The organism is Arthrobacter mangrovi, from assembly GCF_026011795.1.
Taxonomy (GTDB): Bacteria; Actinomycetota; Actinomycetes; order Actinomycetales; family Micrococcaceae; genus Crystallibacter; species Crystallibacter mangrovi.
Window position 1 is genome coordinate 47,594 of the sequence record NZ_BRVS01000019.1, and the last position, 20,449, is coordinate 68,042.

At 68.5% G+C, this 20,449-nt stretch carries 19 protein-coding genes; 10 read left to right on the plus strand and 9 right to left on the minus strand.

What is annotated here, in order from left to right:
- The first annotated feature begins 74 nt into the window (after positions 1-74).
- Positions 75-1,352 (plus strand): tRNA guanosine(34) transglycosylase Tgt, encoded by a 1,278-nt coding sequence (tgt, locus tag AHIS1636_RS15370; RefSeq protein WP_264796734.1) that lies wholly within the window; start codon positions 75-77, stop codon positions 1,350-1,352.
- Here the strand turns inward: tgt and AHIS1636_RS15375 are convergent.
- A complete protein-coding gene (locus AHIS1636_RS15375; protein WP_264796716.1) occupies positions 1,318-1,932 on the minus strand; it encodes a DUF4126 domain-containing protein in 615 nt (204 codons plus the stop codon). The two genes, tgt and AHIS1636_RS15375, sit on opposite strands and share 35 nt — an antisense overlap.
- 92 nt (positions 1,933-2,024) lie before the next feature.
- Between AHIS1636_RS15375 and AHIS1636_RS15380 the strand changes: the two genes are divergently transcribed.
- Positions 2,025-2,639 carry a DinB family protein gene (locus AHIS1636_RS15380; RefSeq protein ID WP_264796717.1) on the plus strand — a complete coding sequence of 205 codons (615 nt, stop codon included), beginning with the start codon at positions 2,025-2,027 and terminating at the stop codon, positions 2,637-2,639.
- On the opposite strand, the gene AHIS1636_RS15385 is transcribed toward AHIS1636_RS15380, so the two are convergent.
- A complete protein-coding gene (locus tag AHIS1636_RS15385; protein WP_264796718.1) occupies positions 2,636-3,334 on the minus strand; it encodes a queuosine precursor transporter in 699 nt (232 codons plus the stop codon). The two genes, AHIS1636_RS15380 and AHIS1636_RS15385, sit on opposite strands and share 4 nt — an antisense overlap.
- Before the next feature lie 391 nt (positions 3,335-3,725).
- Here AHIS1636_RS15385 and AHIS1636_RS15390 point away from each other — a divergent pair, with 391 nt between their 5' ends.
- From AHIS1636_RS15390 to AHIS1636_RS15415, 6 genes are all read left to right on the plus strand, one after another.
- Positions 3,726-4,313 carry a hypothetical protein gene (locus AHIS1636_RS15390; RefSeq protein WP_264796719.1) on the plus strand — a complete coding sequence of 196 codons (588 nt, stop codon included), beginning with the start codon at positions 3,726-3,728 and terminating at the stop codon, positions 4,311-4,313.
- A gap of 111 nt (positions 4,314-4,424) precedes the next feature.
- Positions 4,425-5,255 (plus strand): hydroxymethylpyrimidine/phosphomethylpyrimidine kinase, encoded by an 831-nt coding sequence (locus tag AHIS1636_RS15395; protein ID WP_264796720.1) that lies wholly within the window; start codon positions 4,425-4,427, stop codon positions 5,253-5,255.
- Positions 5,256-5,493: 238 nt separating this feature from the next.
- Positions 5,494-6,018: a transporter substrate-binding domain-containing protein gene (locus AHIS1636_RS15400; protein WP_264796721.1), complete on the plus strand. Its 525-nt coding sequence runs from the start codon at positions 5,494-5,496 to the stop codon at positions 6,016-6,018.
- On the plus strand, positions 6,015-7,007 hold the full coding sequence (locus tag AHIS1636_RS15405; protein WP_264796722.1) for a cation efflux transmembrane domain-containing protein: 993 nt from the start codon (positions 6,015-6,017) through the stop codon (positions 7,005-7,007). Before AHIS1636_RS15400 ends, AHIS1636_RS15405 begins: the two co-directional genes overlap by 4 nt.
- A 186-nt stretch (positions 7,008-7,193) precedes the next feature.
- Complete coding sequence (locus AHIS1636_RS15410; RefSeq protein WP_264796723.1) at positions 7,194-8,426, plus strand: MFS transporter; 1,233 nt, start codon at positions 7,194-7,196, stop codon at positions 8,424-8,426.
- A 77-nt stretch (positions 8,427-8,503) separates the two neighbouring features.
- Positions 8,504-8,707, plus strand: a complete 204-nt coding sequence (locus tag AHIS1636_RS15415) for a hypothetical protein (RefSeq protein WP_264796724.1) — start codon at positions 8,504-8,506, stop codon at positions 8,705-8,707.
- Between the two features lie 141 nt (positions 8,708-8,848).
- Here the strand turns inward: AHIS1636_RS15415 and AHIS1636_RS15420 are convergent, their stop codons facing one another.
- A complete protein-coding gene (locus tag AHIS1636_RS15420; protein WP_264796725.1) occupies positions 8,849-9,475 on the minus strand; it encodes a malonic semialdehyde reductase in 627 nt (208 codons plus the stop codon).
- A 149-nt stretch (positions 9,476-9,624) separates the two neighbouring features.
- On the opposite strand from AHIS1636_RS15420, the gene AHIS1636_RS15425 reads away from it, so the two are divergent.
- A complete protein-coding gene (locus AHIS1636_RS15425) occupies positions 9,625-10,917 on the plus strand; it encodes an MFS transporter (protein ID WP_264796726.1) in 1,293 nt (430 codons plus the stop codon).
- Between the two features lie 13 nt (positions 10,918-10,930).
- Here the strand turns inward: AHIS1636_RS15425 and AHIS1636_RS15430 are convergent, their stop codons facing one another.
- The 4 genes from AHIS1636_RS15430 to AHIS1636_RS15445 form a co-directional block, all read right to left on the minus strand.
- Positions 10,931-12,145 (minus strand): cytochrome P450, encoded by a 1,215-nt coding sequence (locus AHIS1636_RS15430; protein ID WP_264796727.1) that lies wholly within the window; start codon positions 12,143-12,145, stop codon positions 10,931-10,933.
- Positions 12,052-13,731 (minus strand): FAD-dependent oxidoreductase, encoded by a 1,680-nt coding sequence (locus AHIS1636_RS15435; protein WP_264796728.1) that lies wholly within the window; start codon positions 13,729-13,731, stop codon positions 12,052-12,054. Before AHIS1636_RS15435 ends, AHIS1636_RS15430 begins: the two co-directional genes overlap by 94 nt.
- A 170-nt stretch (positions 13,732-13,901) precedes the next feature.
- Positions 13,902-15,218 carry a Y-family DNA polymerase gene (locus AHIS1636_RS15440; protein WP_264796729.1) on the minus strand — a complete coding sequence of 439 codons (1,317 nt, stop codon included), beginning with the start codon at positions 15,216-15,218 and terminating at the stop codon, positions 13,902-13,904.
- Positions 15,211-15,594 (minus strand): LexA family protein, encoded by a 384-nt coding sequence (locus tag AHIS1636_RS15445; protein WP_264796735.1) that lies wholly within the window; start codon positions 15,592-15,594, stop codon positions 15,211-15,213. Before AHIS1636_RS15445 ends, AHIS1636_RS15440 begins: the two co-directional genes overlap by 8 nt.
- 194 nt (positions 15,595-15,788) lie before the next feature.
- Here AHIS1636_RS15445 and AHIS1636_RS15450 point away from each other — a divergent pair, with 194 nt between their 5' ends.
- Positions 15,789-16,181, plus strand: coding sequence for a hypothetical protein (locus AHIS1636_RS15450; RefSeq protein WP_264796730.1), 393 nt, complete (start codon positions 15,789-15,791; stop codon positions 16,179-16,181).
- A gap of 14 nt (positions 16,182-16,195) precedes the next feature.
- On the opposite strand, the gene AHIS1636_RS15455 is transcribed toward AHIS1636_RS15450, so the two are convergent.
- Both AHIS1636_RS15455 and AHIS1636_RS15460 read right to left on the minus strand, forming a co-directional pair.
- The gene (locus tag AHIS1636_RS15455) at positions 16,196-18,589 is read right to left on the minus strand and encodes a glycoside hydrolase family 65 protein (RefSeq protein WP_264796731.1); all 2,394 of its coding nucleotides are present in this window, start codon (positions 18,587-18,589) and stop codon (positions 16,196-16,198) included.
- Between the two features lie 10 nt (positions 18,590-18,599).
- Positions 18,600-19,586 (minus strand): PfkB family carbohydrate kinase, encoded by a 987-nt coding sequence (locus tag AHIS1636_RS15460; protein WP_264796732.1) that lies wholly within the window; start codon positions 19,584-19,586, stop codon positions 18,600-18,602.
- Positions 19,587-20,449: the final 863 nt, after the last annotated feature.

Here is a 20,449-nt window from a genome sequence, read left to right on the forward strand (position 1 = left end):
GGGAGAGGGCGATTCTGTGAGGACCCGAACAGGGCGGGGTGAGCCCGGCGACACCGGCCGAGCCGACCCGGGCGATACGGCAGAATGGATGGGTGCCCCAGTCTGACTTTTCCTTCACCGTTGGCAACCGCCTGACCGACACCGCCGGACCGACCGCCGGCCACATCGAGGCCAACGGCGGTGAGTTCAACGGACGCACCGGCACTATCACCACCCCGCACGGCGAGATCCAGACGCCGGCGTTCATCGCGGTCGGCACCAAAGCCACCGTGAAGGCCGTGCTGCCCGAGTCCATGAAGGACCTTGGCGCCCAGGCCCTGCTCGCCAATGCCTACCACTTGTACCTGCAGCCCGGAGCGGACGTGCTGGACGAGGCCGGTGGGCTGGGCAAGTTCATGAACTGGGACGGCCCCACCTTCACCGATTCCGGCGGCTTCCAGGTGATGAGCCTGGGATCGGGCTTCAAGAAGGTGATCAATATGGACGCCGTCGCCGCCGATTCCGGCGCGGACGACCGGGTCGCCGCCGGCAAGGAGCGGCTGGCACACGTCGACGACGACGGGGTCTGGTTCAAGTCCCACCTCAACGGAGACCGCCACCGGTTCACGCCGGAGATCTCGATGCAGGTCCAGCACCAGCTCGGCGCCGACATCATGTTCGCCTTCGACGAGCTGACCACCCTCATGAACTCCCGCGGCTACCAGGAGTCCAGCCTGGAACGCACCCGGCTCTGGGCCGAGCGCTGCGTCGCCGAACACGAGCGCCTGACCGAAGAACGCTCGCACCGGCCGTACCAGGCACTCTTCGGCGTGATCCAGGGCGCCCAGTACGAGGACCTGCGCCGCAAGGCCTGCCGCGACCTCGGGTCCATGAACTTCGACGGCTTCGGCATCGGCGGTGCCTTGGAAAAGGAGAACCTCGGCACCATCGTGCGCTGGTGCAACGAGGAACTGCCCGAGGACAAGCCGCGCCACCTGCTGGGCATTTCCGAGCCGGACGACATCTTCACCGCCATCGAGAACGGGGCGGACACCTTCGACTGCGTCTCCCCCACGCGCGTCGCCCGCAACTCGGCCTTCTACACCCCGGACGGCCGCAAGAACCTCTCCAACGCCCGGTTCAAGCGCGATTTCACCCCGCTGGTGGAGGGCTGCGGCTGCTACGCCTGCGCCAACTACACCCGCGCCTACATCCACCACCTCTTCAAGGCGAACGAGATGGTCAGCCACACGTTGATCTCCATCCACAATGAGCGGTTCACCGTGAAGCTCGTGGATGACGCCCGCCTCGCGATCGACGACGGCAGCTTCTTCGAGTTCAAGAGCGAAGTGCTGGGCCGGTACTACGCCTGAGCCGGCGTTGCCGGCGGTACCTGCGGAACAGCAGCCACAATCCAATAGCGACGACGGCGAGCAGCACCACCACGAGCAGCGGCACCAGGACGGCCGCCAGCGACAGCGAGAGGCTCGCCGTGTCCTCGACCGTGCTGGCCACCGGGGCTGCTGCACCCACCGTCGCCGCGTTCAGGACCGGGCGTGTCATCATCTTGACGACGTGCACCACGAACGCGATCCCGATGCCGAGTGCCACCGGCACCCACGCCGTGCCGCCGAAGAACGTGTCCGGGTCCGAGACCCTGACCGTTTCCGACGAAATGCCGCTGCTGAAGACGATGCCGCCGGCGGCCGGGCGGATCACCGTCTGGATCCAGTCGTTGAAGCTGTCGACCACGGGGATCTTGTCCGCCGCGATCTCCAGCACCAGCAGCACGCCGATGATCAGCAGCACCCAGCCGTTCGCCAGCCAGTCCCATTCAGCCGGCAACTGGACCAGGTCCGTGTAGCGGTCCAGCAGGCCCAGGATGAGCATCGGGATGAACGCATTCAGACCCGCCGCCGCTGACAACCCGGTGCCGGTCAGGATCTCCAACATAGGTCAAGAGTAAGCCTGCGGACTGGCTGCCGGGCCCGGGAGAGCTGCCCGCGACCGGGCAAAGCGTTGGTGGCGCCGACTAGAGTGCAGGGATGGACGACAAAGCGGTTCTTCACCACTACCTGCGATCCCGGCGCGCCGACCTGCTCGCGAAGCTCGACGGCCTCAGCGAGTATGACGTCAGGCGGCCCCTGACCCCGACCGGCACCAATCTCCTTGGGCTGGTGAAGCACGTGGCGAGTGTCGAGCTCGACTACTTGGGCGAGGTCTTCGGGCGGCCCGCCGACCGCAGCCTGCCGTGGTTCGACGATGATGCGGAACCGGACGCGGACCTGTGGGCCGCCGCGGATGAGACGCGCGAGGAGATTATCGAACTGCACCGGTTCTCGGCCGCCCATAGCGATGCCACCATCCAAGCCCTGCCCCTCAACGCCGTCGGCGAGGTGCCTTGGTGGCCGCAAGAACGCCGGCGCGTAACCCTCCACCAGATCCTCGTGCACATGTGCGTCGAGACGGCCCAGCACCTCGGCCACGCGGACATCCTCCGCGAACTGATCGACGGCAGCGCCGGCCAGCGCCCCGGAGACCCGAACCTGTCGGTGCGCAGCGCAGACGAGTGGTCCGGCCACCGGGCCCGCATCGAGGCGGCCGCCCGGCAGGCCGAAGAGACTGCCCGGCAGGCCGCGGAGGCTGCGCAGCGGGCCTAGGCGGCCACCCCGTACGAGGGCTCGCGCCGCTTGACCGCGCCGATCACCGCCGTCGTGACGGGGACGAAGAGGAACTCGACCAGCGTCTTGTAGACGAACCCGGCAACCACGTAGTTCACGAAGGTGGCGAAGTCCCCGATGCCGATGACGGAGGCCGCGATGGAGCAGAAGATCAGGGTGTCGGCGAACTCGCCCACGCCGGTGGAACCCATCAGCCGGGCCCACAGCCGCTGCTCGCCGAAGCGCTCCTTCATCCGCACCAGGACCCAGGAGTTCAGCGTCTGGCCCACCAGGAAACCAAGCAGGCTGGCCAGCACGATCAGCGGCACCGGCCCCAGCGCCCCCTCCAGCGCCGCCTGCTTGGACGCACCGAACTCGTCATCGAAACCGGGGAGCATGATGATGACCCAGTAGCACAGCGACGCGAAGACGGAGAGCGCGAACGTGGTCACGATGGCCCGCCGCGCCACCCGGAAGCCGTAGACCTCGCTGACCACGTCGCCGAGGATATAGGCCAGCGGGAAAAGGAAGAAGCCGCCGTCCGTGACAATGGGGCCGATCACCACGCCCTTCGCCGCCCCGATGTTCGACAGGATTAGCACCACGGCCATGGCCGCCAGCATGATGCCGAAGTAGGGGCTGCCGATCGATGCGAAGCGGGCGCGGGGGTGGGCGGGCTTTTGCAGGTCTTGCATGGGGGGCACCTTCGAAAGTAGTGGTTCGCGCAACGCAAGGCAGGTCCGTGGGATCCTAAGCGGCGTCCGCTGTATTAGCACTGGGCGGCCCGTCTGCACCGGACCGCCTCCTATTCTCCCACGGCTCCTTGCACACGTTCTTCCGCGCCGTCTTCCGTGCCTTCTTCCGTGTCTTCTTCCGTGTCTTCTTCCGTGCCTTTTGCGTGCCTTCTTCCGTGCCTTTTTGCGCACGCCTTTCCACACCTTCCCGCGCACCCTTGCGATCTGCCCGGCGCCACCTATTCTGGACTTACGCAACCAACCCGGGCGGACGTTCCAGGGAGTCGGGGCCACGTGGGCGCTGCCGCCGGGTGCTGCGCAGGGCGGACCCGGCCGCAAGAGGGAGCAAGCCATGACGCAGGACAACGACGACGGCGCCACGCCTTCCCGCCGCGAGCCGCCGGAGATTCCCCTCGGCCCGTCGGGGCGGGTTCCGCGCGAGCCCCTGGGACCGGTTCCGTCGACGGCCGGCATGCCGCTCGAGGCGGACGAAGAGTTCGCCGACGAACTGCTCGGCGCCCAAAATCCTCGCCACCGCGTCACGTTCGGCCCGCTGGCCTTCTTCACCGGCTTCCTCGCCGCCATTGCGACGTTCTCGCTCGCCGTCATACTGATCTCGGTGCTCGGCGGAACCTTCAGCTGGCGCCAGGTCCTGCCCACATTCGGCATGGCCATCGTGGTGCTGCTCTACGCCGGAGCCATCGGGCTGGTCGTCGGCGCCCCCATCGCCTTCCTGCTGGGCCTGGCCCTGCGCCCGGTACGCAACCAGGGCCTGCACGTGCTTGCCTTCTTCCTGGTCATCTCCGCCGTGGCCTGGCTGATCTTCAGCGCGATGTACGGCGGGGCGGCGTGGGAAACCGTCTGGCTGTCCTGCCTGATCGGCGCCTGCGCGGCGGTGGGCCGGGCCTCCGTCTGGAAGCTCGTGGACGTCTACGACTGACCTCAGCCGCATCCCGGCCGGGGCATGAACCCGCCCGCTCCGAGCCGGACCGATCGCCCGCCAGGCCTAGCCGGTTTCACTCCTGCCCGGGCGGGTGTGGACAATGGAGGCATGTCTGTTTCAGCTGGAACCACCGCCCCACGTCCCGCCGTCACCCTGACCATCGCCGGATCGGAAGCCACCGGCGGCGCGGGCGCACAGGCGGATCTGAAGACCTTCCAGGAGCTGGGCACGTACGGCATCACGGCGCTGACGTGCATCGTCTCCTTCGATCCGAAGGACAACTGGAACCATCGCTTCACTCCGATGGACGCCCAGGTCATCGCGGACCAGCTTGAGGCCATCCAAACCTGCTACGCCGGCAGCCTGGACACCGTCAAGATCGGTATGCTCGGCTCACCCGCCACCATCAGGACCGTCTCCGACGCCCTGAAGTCCCAGCAGTGGAAGAACGTTGTGTTGGATCCCGTGCTGATCTGCAAGGGCCAGGAACCGGGCCACGCACTGGATACCGACCAGGCCCTCAAGGCGGAGGTCCTGCCGCTGGCCACGTTCGTCACGCCCAACCACTTCGAGTCCGAGTCGCTGTCCGGCATCGCGATCAACGACCTCGAGGACCTGAAGGAAGCCGCACGCCTGATCCACCAGGCCTCCGGCGCCGTCGTACTGGCCAAGGGCGGCGTGCGGCTGGAAGGCCCCGACGCCGTGGACGTCTACTTCGACGGCGAGACCCTCGAGGTTCTGAGCGCCCCCAAGGTCGGCGAGGTTGCCGTGTCCGGTGCCGGCTGCTCGCTTGCCGCGGCCATCACCGCCGAACTCGCCAAGGGCGCCGCACCGCTGGAGGCTGCCCGGACGGCTAAGGCCTTCGTCACCGAGGGGATCAAGGCCCGCGTCTCCTCCAACGCCCCCTTCGACGCACTCTGGCAGGGCTTCGCCGGCTAGCAGGGCCTCCCCGGCCCTGTCCCCGCCCCGCCCTGTCCCTGCCCTGCCCTGCCCTGCCCTGCCCTGCCCTGCCCTGCCCTGCCCCCGCCCTGTACAGCTTTACCCTTCAAGTTCCGCAAATCACCACGTCAGCGGCTTGCTTGTAAGTTAAAGCTGTGCAGCAGGGCCTAAACGTGGGCAGGCCGGCCACCCGAGTCCGGATTCCCAAAAAGTCAGCATGCTTAGCTATGGTCGCTGTATGCGCACCAAATTCGTATTCCTCGCGGCCCTGCTCGTGCCGCTGCTGGCCGGATGCGGACTGAAGATGCCTTCCGATCCGGAAGGGACGCTGGACCGGGTGGCCGGCGGAACCCTCAGGGTCGGCATCTCGCACAATCCCCCGTGGACCGAGACCGGCACCGGGTCCGGCCCGGCCAACGCCAACGCCAACGCCGCCACCGGCACCAGCTCAGCCGGCACCGGCCCGGCCGGCACCGAGGCGGAACTCGTCCGGGCCTTTGCCGCCGAGCACAACGCTCGGGTCGAGTGGGTCTCCGGCGGCGAATCCAACCTCGTCAGGCGGCTCGAACGCGGCGAGCTGGACCTGGTCGTCGGCGGGCTAACGAAGGATTCGCCGTGGTCCAAGCACGCCGCCCTGACGCAGCCGTACCTGGAAACCAGCAACGGCCAGGGCGACAAGGAACAGCACGTCATGGCGGCCCGGATGGGCGAGAACGCGTTCCTGGTGGAGCTGGAACGGTTCCTGCGGGAGGAGGTCCAATGACGGCGCGCTTCGGCCGGACCGAACTGCCCGAGGATCTGGAGCGTGTGCTGCGCAAAGCCATCCGGCTCCAGTGGACCACCCTCGCCATCCTCGCCGTCTCCGTCACCCTGGTGTTCCTCACCATGGGCAACTCCCAGGCGATGAAGGCGGCGTGGATCGAGGACATGCTCTCCTTCGCGCCGCCTCTGGCCTTCCTGATCGCGGTGCGGATCGTCAACAAGCCGCCGTCCGAGGGCTATCCGTACGGCTACCATCGGGCCACCGGCGTCGGCCATCTGGTGGCCGCCGTGGCCCTGTGCGCGATGGGCACCTTCCTGCTGATCGACTCCGGCATGGGCCTGCTCAAGGGCGAGCACCCTCCCATCGGCTCCGTCGAACTGCTCGGACAGACGGTCTGGCTGGGCTGGCTGATGATGGCGGTCATGGCCCTCACGGCGGTCCCGCCTGTGATTCTCGGCCGGATCAAGATCAAGCTCGCCAAGGACCTGCATAACAAGGTGCTCTACGCCGATGCGGACATGAACAAGGCGGACTGGATGACCGCCGTCGGCAGCATCCTCGGCGTCGCCGGCATCGGCATCGGCCTCTGGTGGGCGGACGCCGCAGCAGCGATCTTCATCGCCGGCAGCATCCTGCACGACGGCTGGAAGAACATGCGCGGGGCAGTGACCGACCTGATGGACACCCGGGCCATGACCTTCGACGACGGCAAGCCCCACCCGCTCATCGGGAAAGTCGACGACTACCTGCGCGGCCTGCCATGGGTCGAATCCGCCGGCTCGCGGGTCCGGGACCAGGGACATGTCTTCCACGTCGAGGCGTTCGTTGTGCCGCGGGACCAGTTGCCCCCGCTCCAAGCGCTCGAAGCGGCCCGCGACGGCTGCATCGACCTGGACTGGAAGATCCAAGACCTCGTGATGGTCCCCGTCGCAGAGCTTCCCGCCGAGGTGGGCGGCCGGCGCCGGCACCAGTCGGAGCGCAGCCTCTAGCGGGGCCTGACGGCAACGGCGGGGCGTAACGACGGCGGGGGCTAACGACGGCGGGGGCTAACGACGGCGGGCGCCTCCCCCAGTGCCGATGCCGCCGTGTCGGCCGCGTCACAGTCCGGGCCCGATGCCGCCATCCGGCCGGCTGCGGATAGTCTTTACGCCGGGCGGATCCGAGGTGGGGGTGCAATGGCGACGGCAACAACAGCGATGACGAAACAGCGCGTGGACGCGGCGTGGATCGTCGTCGTTCTCGCCGGAATCACCGCGGCCATGCACATCTGGAAGCTCCCCGCCGCCGTCCCGCAGATCCAGGCCGAACTCGGCCTGTCACTGGTCCAGGCGGGGCTGCTCCTCGGCCTGGTCCAGGTGGCCGGCATGGTGGGCGGACTGGCTGTATCCCTGCTCGCCGAGCTCATCGGGGCGCGCCGCTGCCTGCTGATCGGGCTGGGACTGCTCTTTGCCGGCTCCCTGCTCGGCGGTTTCTCCGCCGGCGCCGGCCTCCTCATGGCCTGCCGAGCAATCGAAGGCGCCGGCTTCCAGCTCGCGACCGTCGTGGCGCCCGGACTGATCCGCGCCAACACGCCGCCGCGCCGGGTCAATACCGCCGTCGGCTTCTGGAGTGCGTACCAGGGCTGCGCCACCTTCGTCGGACTGATGGCGAGCGCACTGATCCTGCAGGTCACGGGCTGGCAGGCCTGGTGGTGGATCATGGCCGCCGTGACCTTGCTGCCGGTGCCGCTGATCCTGAAGTTCGTTCCCCGCGACCCGCCGCGGGACGGCAGCGGCGCGGGCGCGGCCACCAGGCGGATCGGCGTGACCGTCCGCTCGCTCAAGCCCTGGATCGCCGGACTGGTCTTCGGCTGCTACACCATCCAGTGGATGGCCGTCGTCGGCTTCCTGCCGACCATCTACGAGCAGAACGGCGTCACCGGCATCTGGCCGGGAGTGCTCAGCGCCGTGGTCGGCGGCCTCAACGCGGTCGGCGCCATCGCCACCGCCCCGCTGCTGCAGCGCGGCGCTACCCCGCGGCAACTGATCATTCCCACCTTTATCTTCATGGGCACGACGTCGTTGCTCACCTTCGCCGTGGACTGGACCGCGGTGCCGGGCGGGACCGCGCTGCAGTTCGCGTGCGTCGCCGCCTTCTCGCTGACCGGGGCCGTGGTTCCGTCGACGCTGACCCGGCTCGCCGTGGACCTCGCCCCGCCGGGCGGCTCCGCGCCGGCCGCGATGGGGCTGATGCAGCAGATCTTCAACGTCGGCAACTTCACCGGCCCCGCGCTGGTCGCATGGCTCGCCACCGCCACGGGCGGCTGGGACTCGACCTGGTGGATGACCTGCGGCTTCGCGACGCTCGGGATACTCCTGAGCCTGTACCTGAGCAGGCGGCGCCTCGGTCTGGACTTCGCGCACCGCTGAGGGCTGCCCGGGCGTAGGGTGGGCTTAGGCCCGCAGCCCCAGCCGGGCAGTAGTCCGACCCTCGAGAAGGAGCATCCATGGACCCGAACGAGAAACTGCACCCGCAGCATGCCGACGACTCCGCAACTTCCGCAGCAGGCACCGGCCGCGACGAAGTCCACGAGGGCAACATCCCCGTAAAGGGCAGCGAAGCGAAGGCCGACGAGCTGGCCAAGGAGGCCTACGGGGACAAGGACGCCGACGGCGAGGGCGACACCCCCAACGTCCCCTTCCCCGGCTAGCTCCGCAACGCAACGACGGCGCCACCCAACCGGGTGCCGCCGTCGTTCTTGCCCTGCGGGCCGCTGCGTCGGGCCGCCAGCCGGCCAGCTGGCAGCCGGCCCGTTTGCAGCCCGCCCGCCGGGAGCAGGGCCGCCAAAGGATCAGACGGTGCGGGTTGCGACCTCTGCATCGAGCCTCGGCAGCCGCGGGAACCACGGGTTCTCGCCCGGGGAACCGACATTGACGACCATGAACGCCTTCTGGCTGGTGCCCGCATTGAAGTCGGCGTCGATACCGGCCGCGTCGAAACCGCCCATGGGGCCGGCGTGCAGGCCCACGGCGCGGACGGCCTGGATGAAGAAGCCGGACTGCAGCCACGCGTTGTTCTTGCCCACCTCAGCGCGCATGGCGGCGTTGTCGTCGAACATGGCCTTGCGCTCGGCCGCGTGCGGGAAGAAAGTACCGAAGTGCTCATGCCAATCGGCGTCGTAGCTGAGGATGGCGACCACCGGGGCCGTGCGGGTCTTCTCCCGGTTGGCCTCCGCCATGTGCCCGGCGAGGCGTTCCCGGGCTTCCGCGGAGCGGACCCAGGTGATGCGCAGCGGCTGGTTGTTCATCATGGTCGGGGCCATCTTGGTGAGTTCGTAGATGGCCTCCAGCTTCTCGTCGGACACCGGCTCGGCGGAGAAGGTGTTGGCGGTGCGCGCCTCGAGGAACAGGTGGTCCGCGGCAGCGCGGTCCAGGGTCAGTTCGTCGGTCAGGCTGGTTTCGGTGGTTGCGAGGCTCATCAGGCTCCTTAGCTGCAGTTCGCTTCTCTTCGGAATAACGACGGCGGGACGCGGCACCATTCCGTAACGGACCGTGATCTGGCCCACGGTGCTTCCCCGCGCTGTAATGCCGGGTTCGGCAAAGCGCAGCGCCGGTCTACCATCATCGGGTGAGCATCCGAGTCCGCAGCATCCACCTGGCATGGATCGTCGCCGCCCTGACCATGCTGGCCTTGGTCGCGGGTGCCGCCTTCCGTTCGACCACCGGGGCCCTGTTCGAGCCGATGGAGACCGAGTTCGGCTGGAGCCGTTCGGGGACCAGCGGCGCCGTGACGCTCAACCTGATCGTGTACGGGTTGACGGCTCCGTTTGCCGCCGCGGCCATGGAGCGCCTGGGCGTGAAGCGCGTGGTGCTGGCCGGGCTCGGGCTGACGGCGCTGGGCAGCGGACTCACCGTGTTCATGACCTCGCTCTGGCAGCTCTGGGTCCTCTGGGGCCTGTTCGTCGGGGTCGGCACGGGGGTGATGGCGCTGGTGTTCGGCTCCATCGTGGCCAACCGCTGGTTCGTCCGCCACCGCGGCCTCGTGATGGGCATCTTCTCCGGCGGCAACGCCTGCGGACAGCTGGTCTTCCTGCCGCTGATCGTGGCCCTGGCCGAGCACGAGGGCTGGCGCGCGGCTGCCCTCGCGACGGCCCTCGTGGCCGCCGCGATCATTCCCTTCGTGGCCCGCTACTTCGCGGACAGCCCGCATGCCGTAGGGCTCCGGCCGTACGGCGAAGAGGCGGATAATCCCGTGCCGGTGCCGGCGAAGCCGCAGGTCTCCCCCGCCCGGCTCGCGCTGCGGGTGCTGCGCGAGAGCCTGGCCCGGCGTCCGTTCTGGATCCTGCTCTTCACGTTCTGGGTCTGCGGCTGGTCCACCAACGGCCTGATCCAGACCCACTTCATTCCCGCGGCGCATGACCACGGGATGCCGGCGACGACGGCGGCCGGCCTCCTGGCTCTGATCGGAGTCTTCGACCTGATCGGTACCGTGGCCTCGGGCTGGCTGACGGACCGGTTCAACCCGGCCATGCTCCTGGTCTGCTACTACGGGCTCCGCGGCCTCTCGCTGGTCTTCGTCAACTCCCTTCTGGGACCGAGCATCGAGCCGCCGCTGTGGGTCTTCATCGTCTTCTATGGCCTGGACTGGGTCGCCACGGTGCCGCCTACCGCGGCACTATGCCGTGAACACTTCGGCATCGAACGAGCCGGCGTCGTTTTCGGCTGGGTCTTTGCCTCCCACATGGTCGGCGCCGGCGTGGCCGCAGCCACCGCCGGCTGGCTGCGGGAAACCACCGGCAGCTACCACCCGGCCTGGATCTCGGCCGCCGTGCTCTGCTGGCTGGCCGCCGCCTCGCTGTTCTGGCTGCGCAAGGCCCCGGTCCCGCAGGAAAGCCGGCCCTCGCCCAACCCGGTCCGCTGACCTGCCCGGGCCGTCAGTCCGGATCGATGTCCACCGGCAGGTGCAGCGGGCCCCGGAGGATCGGGCTGGGCCGGTACGGCGGCGGGTCTTCGGCCAGCCGCGGATTCCGGATCCGGCGTGCGAACTCCGTGAGCGCGACCTGGGTCTCGAGCCTGGCGAGCGGGGCACCGAAGCACAGATGGATGCCGCTGCCGAACCCCAGGTGCTGATTGTCCGGCCGGTCCGGAATGAACCGGTCGGCCTCGGCGAACCGGCCCGGGTCCCGGTTGGCTGCGGCCAGGACCAGGGTGACCGGAGACCCGGCGGCGATCGTGGTGCCCGCTATCTCGATGTCGTCCAAGGCCGTCCTGATCGGCACGAAGTGCACCGGCGGCTCGAACCGCAGCAGTTCCTCGGTCATGGGGATTACCAGCTCGGGATCCTGGCGCAGCCGGTCCAGCGCCTGGGGATGCCGGAGCAGCGTAAGGATGCCGTTGGAGATGAGATTGACGGTGGTTTCATGGCCGGCGATGAGCAGCAGCAGCCCGGTGCTCGCCAACTCCCCGGTGGACAGCCTGCCCTCCGAGCCGTCGTCCGCCACCATCGCCGAGAGCAGGTCGTCTCCCGGCGACTGCCGATGCCGTTCCACCAGGTTGCTGATGAAGTTGAACAGCTCGGTGCTGGCTTCCTTCCGCTTCTCCTGCTGCGTTTCGGGATCCAGGCCCGGGTCGATGGTCTCGATCGCCAGGTCCACCCATTTCCGGAATTCGGACCGGTCTTCCGGCGGCACCCCGAGCAGCTCGCAGATCACCGAGACGGGAAAGGGGTAGGCCAGTTCATCGACGACGTCGATCCGGTCCTTGCCGGCCATGCCGTCGATCAGTCCGGTGACGATTTCGATCATCCTCGGTTCGAGCCCCGCGATCCTTTCCGGCTGATGGGGAGGGCCGAAATGCCGCATGGCCAGCCTCCGCTGCCGGTCGTGTTCGGGGGGATCCATTTGCAGGAAACTCGGCTGCATGTCCTCGGACAGCTCCTCCATCGCCGCAGCGAACTGCGGATTGTGGCTCGGATCCGAGCTCAGCCGCGGGTCGTGCAGCAGCGCAAGGTTCTCCGCGTACGTGGTGACCAAGTAGCTGCCGTCCTCCAGGCGGCTCACCGGGGTGCGGCGGAGTTCTGTGTAGAGGGGGTAGGGATCCGGGCGGCGGGAGTAGTCCAGGACCTGCTCCCAGGGGGTCGGCTCGGCCATGGCGGTGGCTCCTTGATGGGCGGGAGGACGGGCGGATTGGGGAACGCCGCCGCGAACGGCTGGTGCCTTTCCGCCTCGTCGATCTGGTGGAAGGCCGGCGGGAACGCAGCCCCCTGGCGGATGAGTCGTTCGTAGAAATCCAGCCACTTGTTCTGGTTGAAGCCCACAGCCCCGACGATGCGTCCGTCGCAGCCGTAGGCGGCAACAAACCTGCGCGGCTCCACCGAGCCCTGGGCAATCACGACCTCCGCACCGAGGGAAGGCACCCCGACACTCTTGATCTCGCAGCCGAACTGGGTGGACCAGAACATCGGCATGGCCAGATGGGGCAGTTGGGCGTCCGGCCGGCTGACCATGTTGTGTGCCGCGGTCTCGGCCTGCGCCACGGCGTCGCCCCAGTGCTCGAGACGGACAAACCTATTGCCGAAGAGCGGGTGGGCCGCGCAGGCAACGTCACCCGCCACGAAGATGCCCGGCACAACATTCCCGTCGGCGTCCAGGGCCCGGCAGCCGGCGTCGCAGGCGACGCCCCAGGGTCCATACGCCAGCGGTGACCCAACCAGCCATTCGCTATTGCTGATGCCGCCGAGAGCCGCGACCGCAACCTCTGTTTCGAGGACCGTCCCGTCCGACAAGTGCGCTCTCCGCAGGCGCCCGGCATCGTCGCCCTCCAGCGCCAGGACCCAGACTCCGCAGCGTAGGTCGACGCCGTTTTCGCGCTGCATCCCGCCGGCGATGGCCCCGATCGACTCGCCGAGGGCCGCGCGCAGCGGCGCCGGCCCGGCCTCCGCCACGGTCACTGGCAGGCCGAGTTCGCAGCAGGCGGAGGCAATTTCGGAGCCAATGAAGCCTGCCCCGATCACCAGCACACGTTCCGGCATAGCGGCGAGCCGCCGCCGCAGCCGGGCGGCATCCTTGCTCGTCCGCAGCGTCAGCACGCCATCGAGTGCCGCCTCCGCCGGATTGGGCCAGGGCCGTGCCCGCATGCCTGTCGCAATCAGCAGCCGGTCGAAGCCAATGGCACTCCCGTCCGCCAACTGCACCCGCCGGCCGGCCACGTCCAGTCCCGCGGCGGCCACACCGAGCCGCCATTCCGCGTCGACGCCGAGCTGCCGCGGCAGCGCCGTCCGGTCCGGACGGACCCAGCCCGACAGCACCTGCTTGGATAGCGGCACCCGGTCATACGGCTCGTACGGTTCGTCGCCGACCAGCGTCAGCTTCCCCTCGAAGCCGTTCCGGCGCAGATTCTCCGCCGCGCGCAGCCCGGCCAGGGACGCGCCGACAATCACGATGCGGCCGGTCGGCAGACCCTCATCTACTTTCCCGGAGTCCGCGGACTTCCCGGCCACAGGGCGCACCGAGGCCGTCGATCCCTCGGCCTGCCGCCGCAGATTCCGTGGCTGGTCAAGCTCGATCGCCTGGACCGGGCAGGCCGCTGCCGCCCGCAGGATGCGCTTGCGCTGCCCGTCGTCCGGGTCCGGATCGTAGACCAGCGCCTCGTCGCCCTGCATGGTGAAAACACCCGGGGCCAGGAAGGCGCACTGGCCATAACCCTGGCATTTGGTGAGGTCGACGGCGAGTCGCATGCCGGTCTTCCCCTTTGGCGGGAACCGCCCGGACAGGCGGAGGCTTGATGGAGTGAATCGAGCTTAAGCCCGTTTCCCGCGGCGGCGGAAGGGCCGATGAGCCGGCCGCTTGAGCCGTTGCAGGTCCAATGCCGGAGGCTCCGGTGCGCGCCCCTTGCCGGGCCGCCCCCTCAGGCCCGGACCACCGGCAGCTCCGACCAATCCGTCGTGTACTTCGGCGAGGAGAACTCGCGCTTCATCGACCACGCCGCCGGCTCGGCCATCCCGCCCTGCCCCAGCCCGATGGCCGCCTCCCCGAACTTCGCCCGGACGCTGCCCAGCAGGTCCCCGATGTGCCGCTGTTCCAGCTCGCTGACGAACGGGTCGAAGGCCTCCTGCGCGTCCGCCGGCTCCAGCCCGCTGAACAGCACGCCCGCGCGCACGTATTTCTGCCCCGGCTCGAAACACCCCCGCATCGCGGCAACGGCAGCCCGGGTGAGCTGGATCGGATCCTGTGTGGGTGCCGGCAACTGCACGCTCGCGGACGGAAACGACGACTCGCCCCCGGAGAAGCGGCTGGTCCCCGCCGTCACCGTCAGCACCGTCGCCCGCAGGCCGTCCTCCGCCATCCGCGCCGCCGCGCGCTGCGCGTAAACCGCCATCACCTGGTCCATCTGCTCGGACGAAGTCACCGGCGTGGAAAAGCTGCGCGAGAACATGATCTGCTGCTTGTCGGCCCGCTCATCGATCGGCGGGATGCACGGCGTCCCGTTCAGCTCCAGCACCGTACGCTGCAGCACCACGGAGAACCGCTTCCGGATCATCAGCGGATCCGCCGCCTTCAGGTCCGCGATCGAATCGATCCCCAGCGCCGCTAGCCGCTGCCCGGTCTTGCGCCCCACGCCCCACAGGCCGGTGGCCGGAACGCGGGACTGGATCCGTTCGATCTCGCCCGCCGGCATCGAATCCAGCGAGCAGACCCCGCCCATCCCCGGATTCCGCTTGGCGATATGGTTGGCGAACTTTGCGAGCGTCTTCGTCGGCGCCACCCCCACACAAACCGGGACGCCGACATACCGGCCGACGGCGGCACGGACACGGGCGGCCGTCTCCCGCAGTTGCGCCTCGGAGCCGGGCAGCCCGAGGAAGCACTCGTCGATCGAGTAGACCTCCTGCCACACGCCGAACCTTCCGAGCACCTCCATCACCCGCGAACTCAGGTCCCCGTACAGCTCGTAATTGCTCGAACGCGCCACCAGCCCCCAGCGCCGCGCCAGCGGCGCCACCTGGAACCACGGCGTTCCCGTCGCGATCCCCAGCGCCTTCGCCTCCTCGGACCTGGCCACCACGCAGCCGTCGTTATTGGAAAGAACGACGACGGGGCGTCCTTCCAGCCTCGGGTCAAAGACTCGTTCGCAGGAGACATAGAAGTTATTGACGTCCACCAGGGCGATCCGGTTGGCGGACAGGCTTCCCTGCCGCGGGGACTGCCCGCCGCCGTCAGACATGGTGCAGGCAGCGGGTGACGACGCCCCAAATCTGCAGGTCCGCGAGTTCCGGCACCTCGGTGGGGACGCCGCCGTCGTCCGTCTGCAGGCTCACCCTCCCGTGGCCCGTGCGAAGCCGGCGCACCGCCAGGTCCCCCTCCAGCACGGCAATGACGACGGATCCGTCCCGCGGCGCCAGCGAGCGGTCCACGATCAGCTCGTCCCCGTCACTAATCCCGGCCGCAGCCATTGAATTGCCGGCCACCCGCATGATGAACGTGCTGGTGCGGTCACGAATCAGGTGCCGGTTCAGGTCGATACCGCCGTGGAAATAGTCGCGGGCCGGAGAGGGGAAACCGCTCGCCTGGGCCGTCGAGCCGGCCCCGCCGGAAGGCAGCGCCGATGCCGCGAAGTGTTCTCCTGAATCCCCCACGGGGCACCTCTTTCGAATATCTATTCGACACTTTACACTACCGTTGACCCCCCCGTTTTGGGCGTTTCTGGGGCTGGCACCCGGCCGTAGAATTGGCGCATCACGCACACCATGGGACAGTCTGGCAACATCCAACTCAGCAGGCCGGGAGGAAGGCCATGGACTTTTGGGAAAACTTCTGGGACGTCATCTGGTGGTTCTTCTGGTGCTTCGTCTTTGTCTCCTACCTGTTCGCCCTGTTCGGTGTCATTACGGATCTGTTCCGTGACCGGTTCCTCAGCGGCTGGTGGAAAGCCGTCTGGATCTTCTTCCTGATCTTCGTGCCGTTCCTGACCGTGCTGATCTACCTGATCGCCCGGGGCCGCTCGATGGCAGAACGGTCCCGCGAGGCCGCGCTCGCCCAGGCTGAGGCGACCGAGGCGTACATCCGCCAGACTGCGGGGACCAGCGCCAGCCCGGCCGATGAAATCGCGAAGGCCCAGGATCTGCTGGACCGCCAGCTGATCCGGCCCGACGAGTTCGAGAGGATCAAGGCCAAGGCCTTGGCCTGACTAGGCTAAGCCGTTCAGGCCGGGTGCCCGCCGGGCGCCCGGCCTGCTGGCTGCGTTGGGGGCGGAAGAAGAGGCTCCGGCGAGCGCAGCGGGGCTTCTGCCGGCAAGCCGGGAGCGACGGCGTACTCCGTTCCGTCAATCGTCAGCCGGACCTCCGGGCCGGATTCCGTGCCGTCTGCACCCTGGGATGCACCGCCGCCTGTACCGGCGTCGAGCAGCCGGACGACCGTGCCCGCGGCGGTGGTTTCCACACCGAAGCGGTGGCCCCGCCATTGGAAGCGGAAGGCAATGCGCTTCAGCTGCCCGGGCAGCCGCGGAGCCAACTGCAGCATGCCGCCGGCGACCTGCAGCCCGCCGAGACCGCAAGTGAGAGCGAGCCAGGCCCCGGCCAGCGAGGCGAGGTGCAGCCCCTCCTCACTGTCGTGCTGCAAGTCGCGCAGGTCCACCAAGGCGGCCTCGCGGAGATAGGCGAGCGCCAGATCCAGGTGCCCGGCCCGGGCACAGACCACTGCCTGTGCGGCGGCGGAGAGCGAGGAGTCCCGGACGGTGCGGCGTTCGTAGTAATCCAGGTTCCGGGCGGTCTCTTCGGGGGTGAAGTAGTCGGCACACCACCAGAGCGCTAGTTCCAGGTCCGCCTGCTTGATGACCTGGCGGCGGTAGATCTTGGCGTAGTGCTGGTGGTCCTGGACCGGATAGGCGTCCTGCCGGCCTTCGAAGTCCCACTCCCGGTAGGTGGTGAACCCCTCGTTGGCCGGATGCACCCGCAGCACCTCGTCATAGGGGATGTACATCGCATCCGCGGCCTGCTGCCAGAGCTGAGTCTCTTCCAGCGAGACTCCGAGCTGCCGCATCGAATCCGGGTCGGCTGCGCAGGCATCGGCCGCCCAGCGCAGGTTCCGCCGCGCCATGAGGTTGGTGAAGACATTGTCATCCACCACGCCGGTGTACTCGTCCGGGCCCGTCATGCCGTACAGGTGGCAGCGACCCTCGTGGTCGCGGTGCAGCATACTTGTCCAAACCCGGGCGGTTTCCGCGAGGACCTCCAGGCCGCCTACATCCGCCACGTTCCCGCCGGTGGCGTCCGCCCAGAACGCGAAGCCCCGGGCGACGTCGGCGTTGATGTGTGCCGCGGCGGTGCTGGCCGGCCAATAAGCGGAGGCTTCTCCGCCATCAATCGTGCGCCAAGGGAACGAGGCTCCTTCGAGGCCCAGGACTTGGGCGCGCTTCCGCGCCCGGTCCAGCCCCGACGATCGCCAGCGGAGCATCCGCGCGGCATCCTGCGGACGCAGCAGGGCCATGGTGGGGATCAGGAAGCCGTCGATGTCCCAGAACGTGTGGCCGCTGTAGCCGTAGCCCGTCAAACCTTTGGCCCCGACCGGGGCTCGGTTGACGCACGCCGACGCCTGCAAAAGCTGGAAAAGGTCGAAGCGCAGCGCCTGCTGCAGTTCGGGGTCCCCGTCGATCTCCACGTCCGAGGTCTCCCAGAAACCGTCGAGGACCCGGCGTTGCTCGGCCAGCAGCCCTTCCCAGCCCAGCTGCCGCGCTCCCTCGAGTGCGGCCGAGGCCTGGTCACGCAGGTCCTCGGCCGGGTCTTCACGGGACCAGGCGTGGCTCACGAACTTCACGAACCCGGCACTTCCGCCGGGCTCCAGCTCGGCCACGATGCTCGTGGCGATCTGGTCCTCGCTGTCCACGGTGTGGACATCCGCGCCCTCCGGCAGGACAAGGTCATGCGAAACGGCAGCTGCGACGCAGATTCCGCTTCCCCGTGTGCGGTGCACCAGATGGCCGCCGCCTGCATGGGAGCCGCCCAGCAAGGGTTCGAAGGGGCTGCCCAGCGCCTCGGCCACGCGGGGATCGCTGTTCTCGACCGATGGCGGGGTGCCGTTGACCGTGAGCTCCGAGCGGATCACAATCTGCACCGGCTGGTCGACAGCCTGCACTTCATAGCGGATGGCCGTCGCCGAGCGGTGGGACAGGGACACCAGTCGGGTGGACACCAGCCGCATCAGTGCGCCGGTCGGTGTCCGCCACTCAACTTCGCGGCGCAAACTGCCCTCCCGCAGATCGAGCACACGCTCGTGCCGCGCCGGAGAGGCATCACGCACATCCAGGGGCACGCCGTCGACCTGCAGCCGGATGACGCTGCCGTCCGCCACGCCGATCATGGCCTGGCCGTTGTCCGGATGCCCGTATCCGCCCTCCGGGTAGGACAGCGGATGGTATTCGAAGACGCCCGCCAGGAACGTTCCCCGCGAAGCGCTCGGCCGACCCTCGTCGAGTACACCGCGGAGGCCAACGTAACCGTTGGCCAGCGCGAAGACCGACTCCGCCACCCCCACGGATTCCGGGTCTAGTGAATCTTCGCGGACCTGCCAGGGATGCGTCGTGAAGGTATTCTTAGCCATCTGAATTACGCTATCCCGTTCTGCCGGCTGCCTCCCTATGTGCCCGGCATGCCGCGTCGCGCAAGCGGCCTGCCTCGAGTTCCGGCCTTCCGCCCGGTCGCCGGACCACATCGGCAGCGGCCGCGGCTGCCCACCATGCCGCCAGCTCGGCCGTTTCCCCAGCCAGCAGCGCCATCGCCAGGCCCGCGACGAAGGAATCACCCGCGCCCGTCGTGTCCACCGGCTCTTCGCCCAGCAGCGGCAGGACAACATGCCCGCCGGACCAGGCGACGACGTCGCCCTTGCCCGCCACCGACAGCGCGACCACGCGGGGGCCCTCCGCGAGGAGTTCCGAGGCGGCACGAACCGCTTCCTGCACGCCGTCCGGCTTCCACCCGACCAGTGCCTCGGCTTCCGCCGAGTCCGCGCGCACGACGTCGGCGCGGTCAAGCACCCGACGCCGGGTGTCCTCGTTTTGGGGAGCCCCATCCGCCACTACGAGTGCCTTCTCCGGGCAGGCATCAAGCGCGGCTGTCACGGCGGGACCGGGCTGCTGGAGCTGGATGAGGACCGCATCCGCTGACTCCAGAATTTCCCGGCTCGCCTCCACGTCCGCGGGGCCAAGCAGCACCTCCTCGCCGACGTCTTCTATCAGCCTCCGCACGCCAGCCGGGCCGACCAGGTCCAGCAACAGTGCAGTCTGCGCTCCGGCACGCCGCACCACCCCGCCGACACCCATGCCGTCGGCCCCAGCCTGCTCGAGGACCTCACGTCCGGCAGTATCCTCCCCTACAACTCCAATCAACTCGACTCTGGCGCCGAGCTGGCGGCACGCCACGCCCTGGTTTGCGCCCTTGCCGCCCAGCAGCTCCCGGCGCTCGCGGACAGGCACCGAACCTCCCTCCTCCGGCACCGAGTCAATGGACAGCACAAGGTCCCGCGCCACCTGTCCCACGACGACTACACGGGGTTCGAGCGCCCCGTCCCGTCCTGCCGTAACGTCAATCGGCTGCTGCAAAGCACTCCCCTCGGGCCGCCATCCGGTAACAGCATCATTGTGCCCCGCAGCCCGAAGCGGATGGGCGAATTAACGGACATCAACCAAGGCCACATGTCCGACGGCGGGCGGCAACTCCGCGGTTATCAACAGCCTGCGGATACCCTCCTGCGACGCTCCGGAACCCCTCGGCACCATCGCGACGCCACCGAATAATGTCATAGGCGGCCCATAGTGTTGGTGCATGGAGGACTTCGGGAAGCAGCGGTCGAGGAAGTGGCAGGGCAACGCCGCCTTCAATGCTGCCTCGGCTGCGCGTTCTTCTCGTTTTGAGTACCACTTGCATAGGGCACTGTTGGAGGAGTGCCTGCGGCGGATGTATCCGGACCTCGCGCCTGGTGCGGGCCATCAGTTGCGTGTCGTAGAAGATCCAACGTTCGGCACCGTTCACATCGCCGACTTGGAAACGCCGGACGAGGCTCCGGCCACGTCCAAGGGAGACCCGCCTTCCCCCGATCCGAGTACCTCAACTGCGCCTCCCGCTGTTCCGTCTGCTGCTGCTCCCTCCGACCTGGATCCGGATGGTTCCGCGGGTGCGCCCCGGCCTGCCCCACCGGGCAAGGTGTCGCCGGCCGGCAGGAATCAGGACGGCATCACGGTACCGATCGGTGATCCCGATGACCGGGACGGCAAAGACAACGGCCCCGATTCCGCCGCTCCCGGGTCTGAGGCCACTGCTACCTCTGCCGCCCCGGAGCCGGCCGCTGCCGCTGACGTGCCGGTGAACCCGGACGTTTCCCCTGCTTCCGGACCCACCCCTGCCGTTCCCGCGTCGGAGGACGCGCCGGCTGAGCAGGATGGCGCGTCGGGCGGTTCCGGGGCGG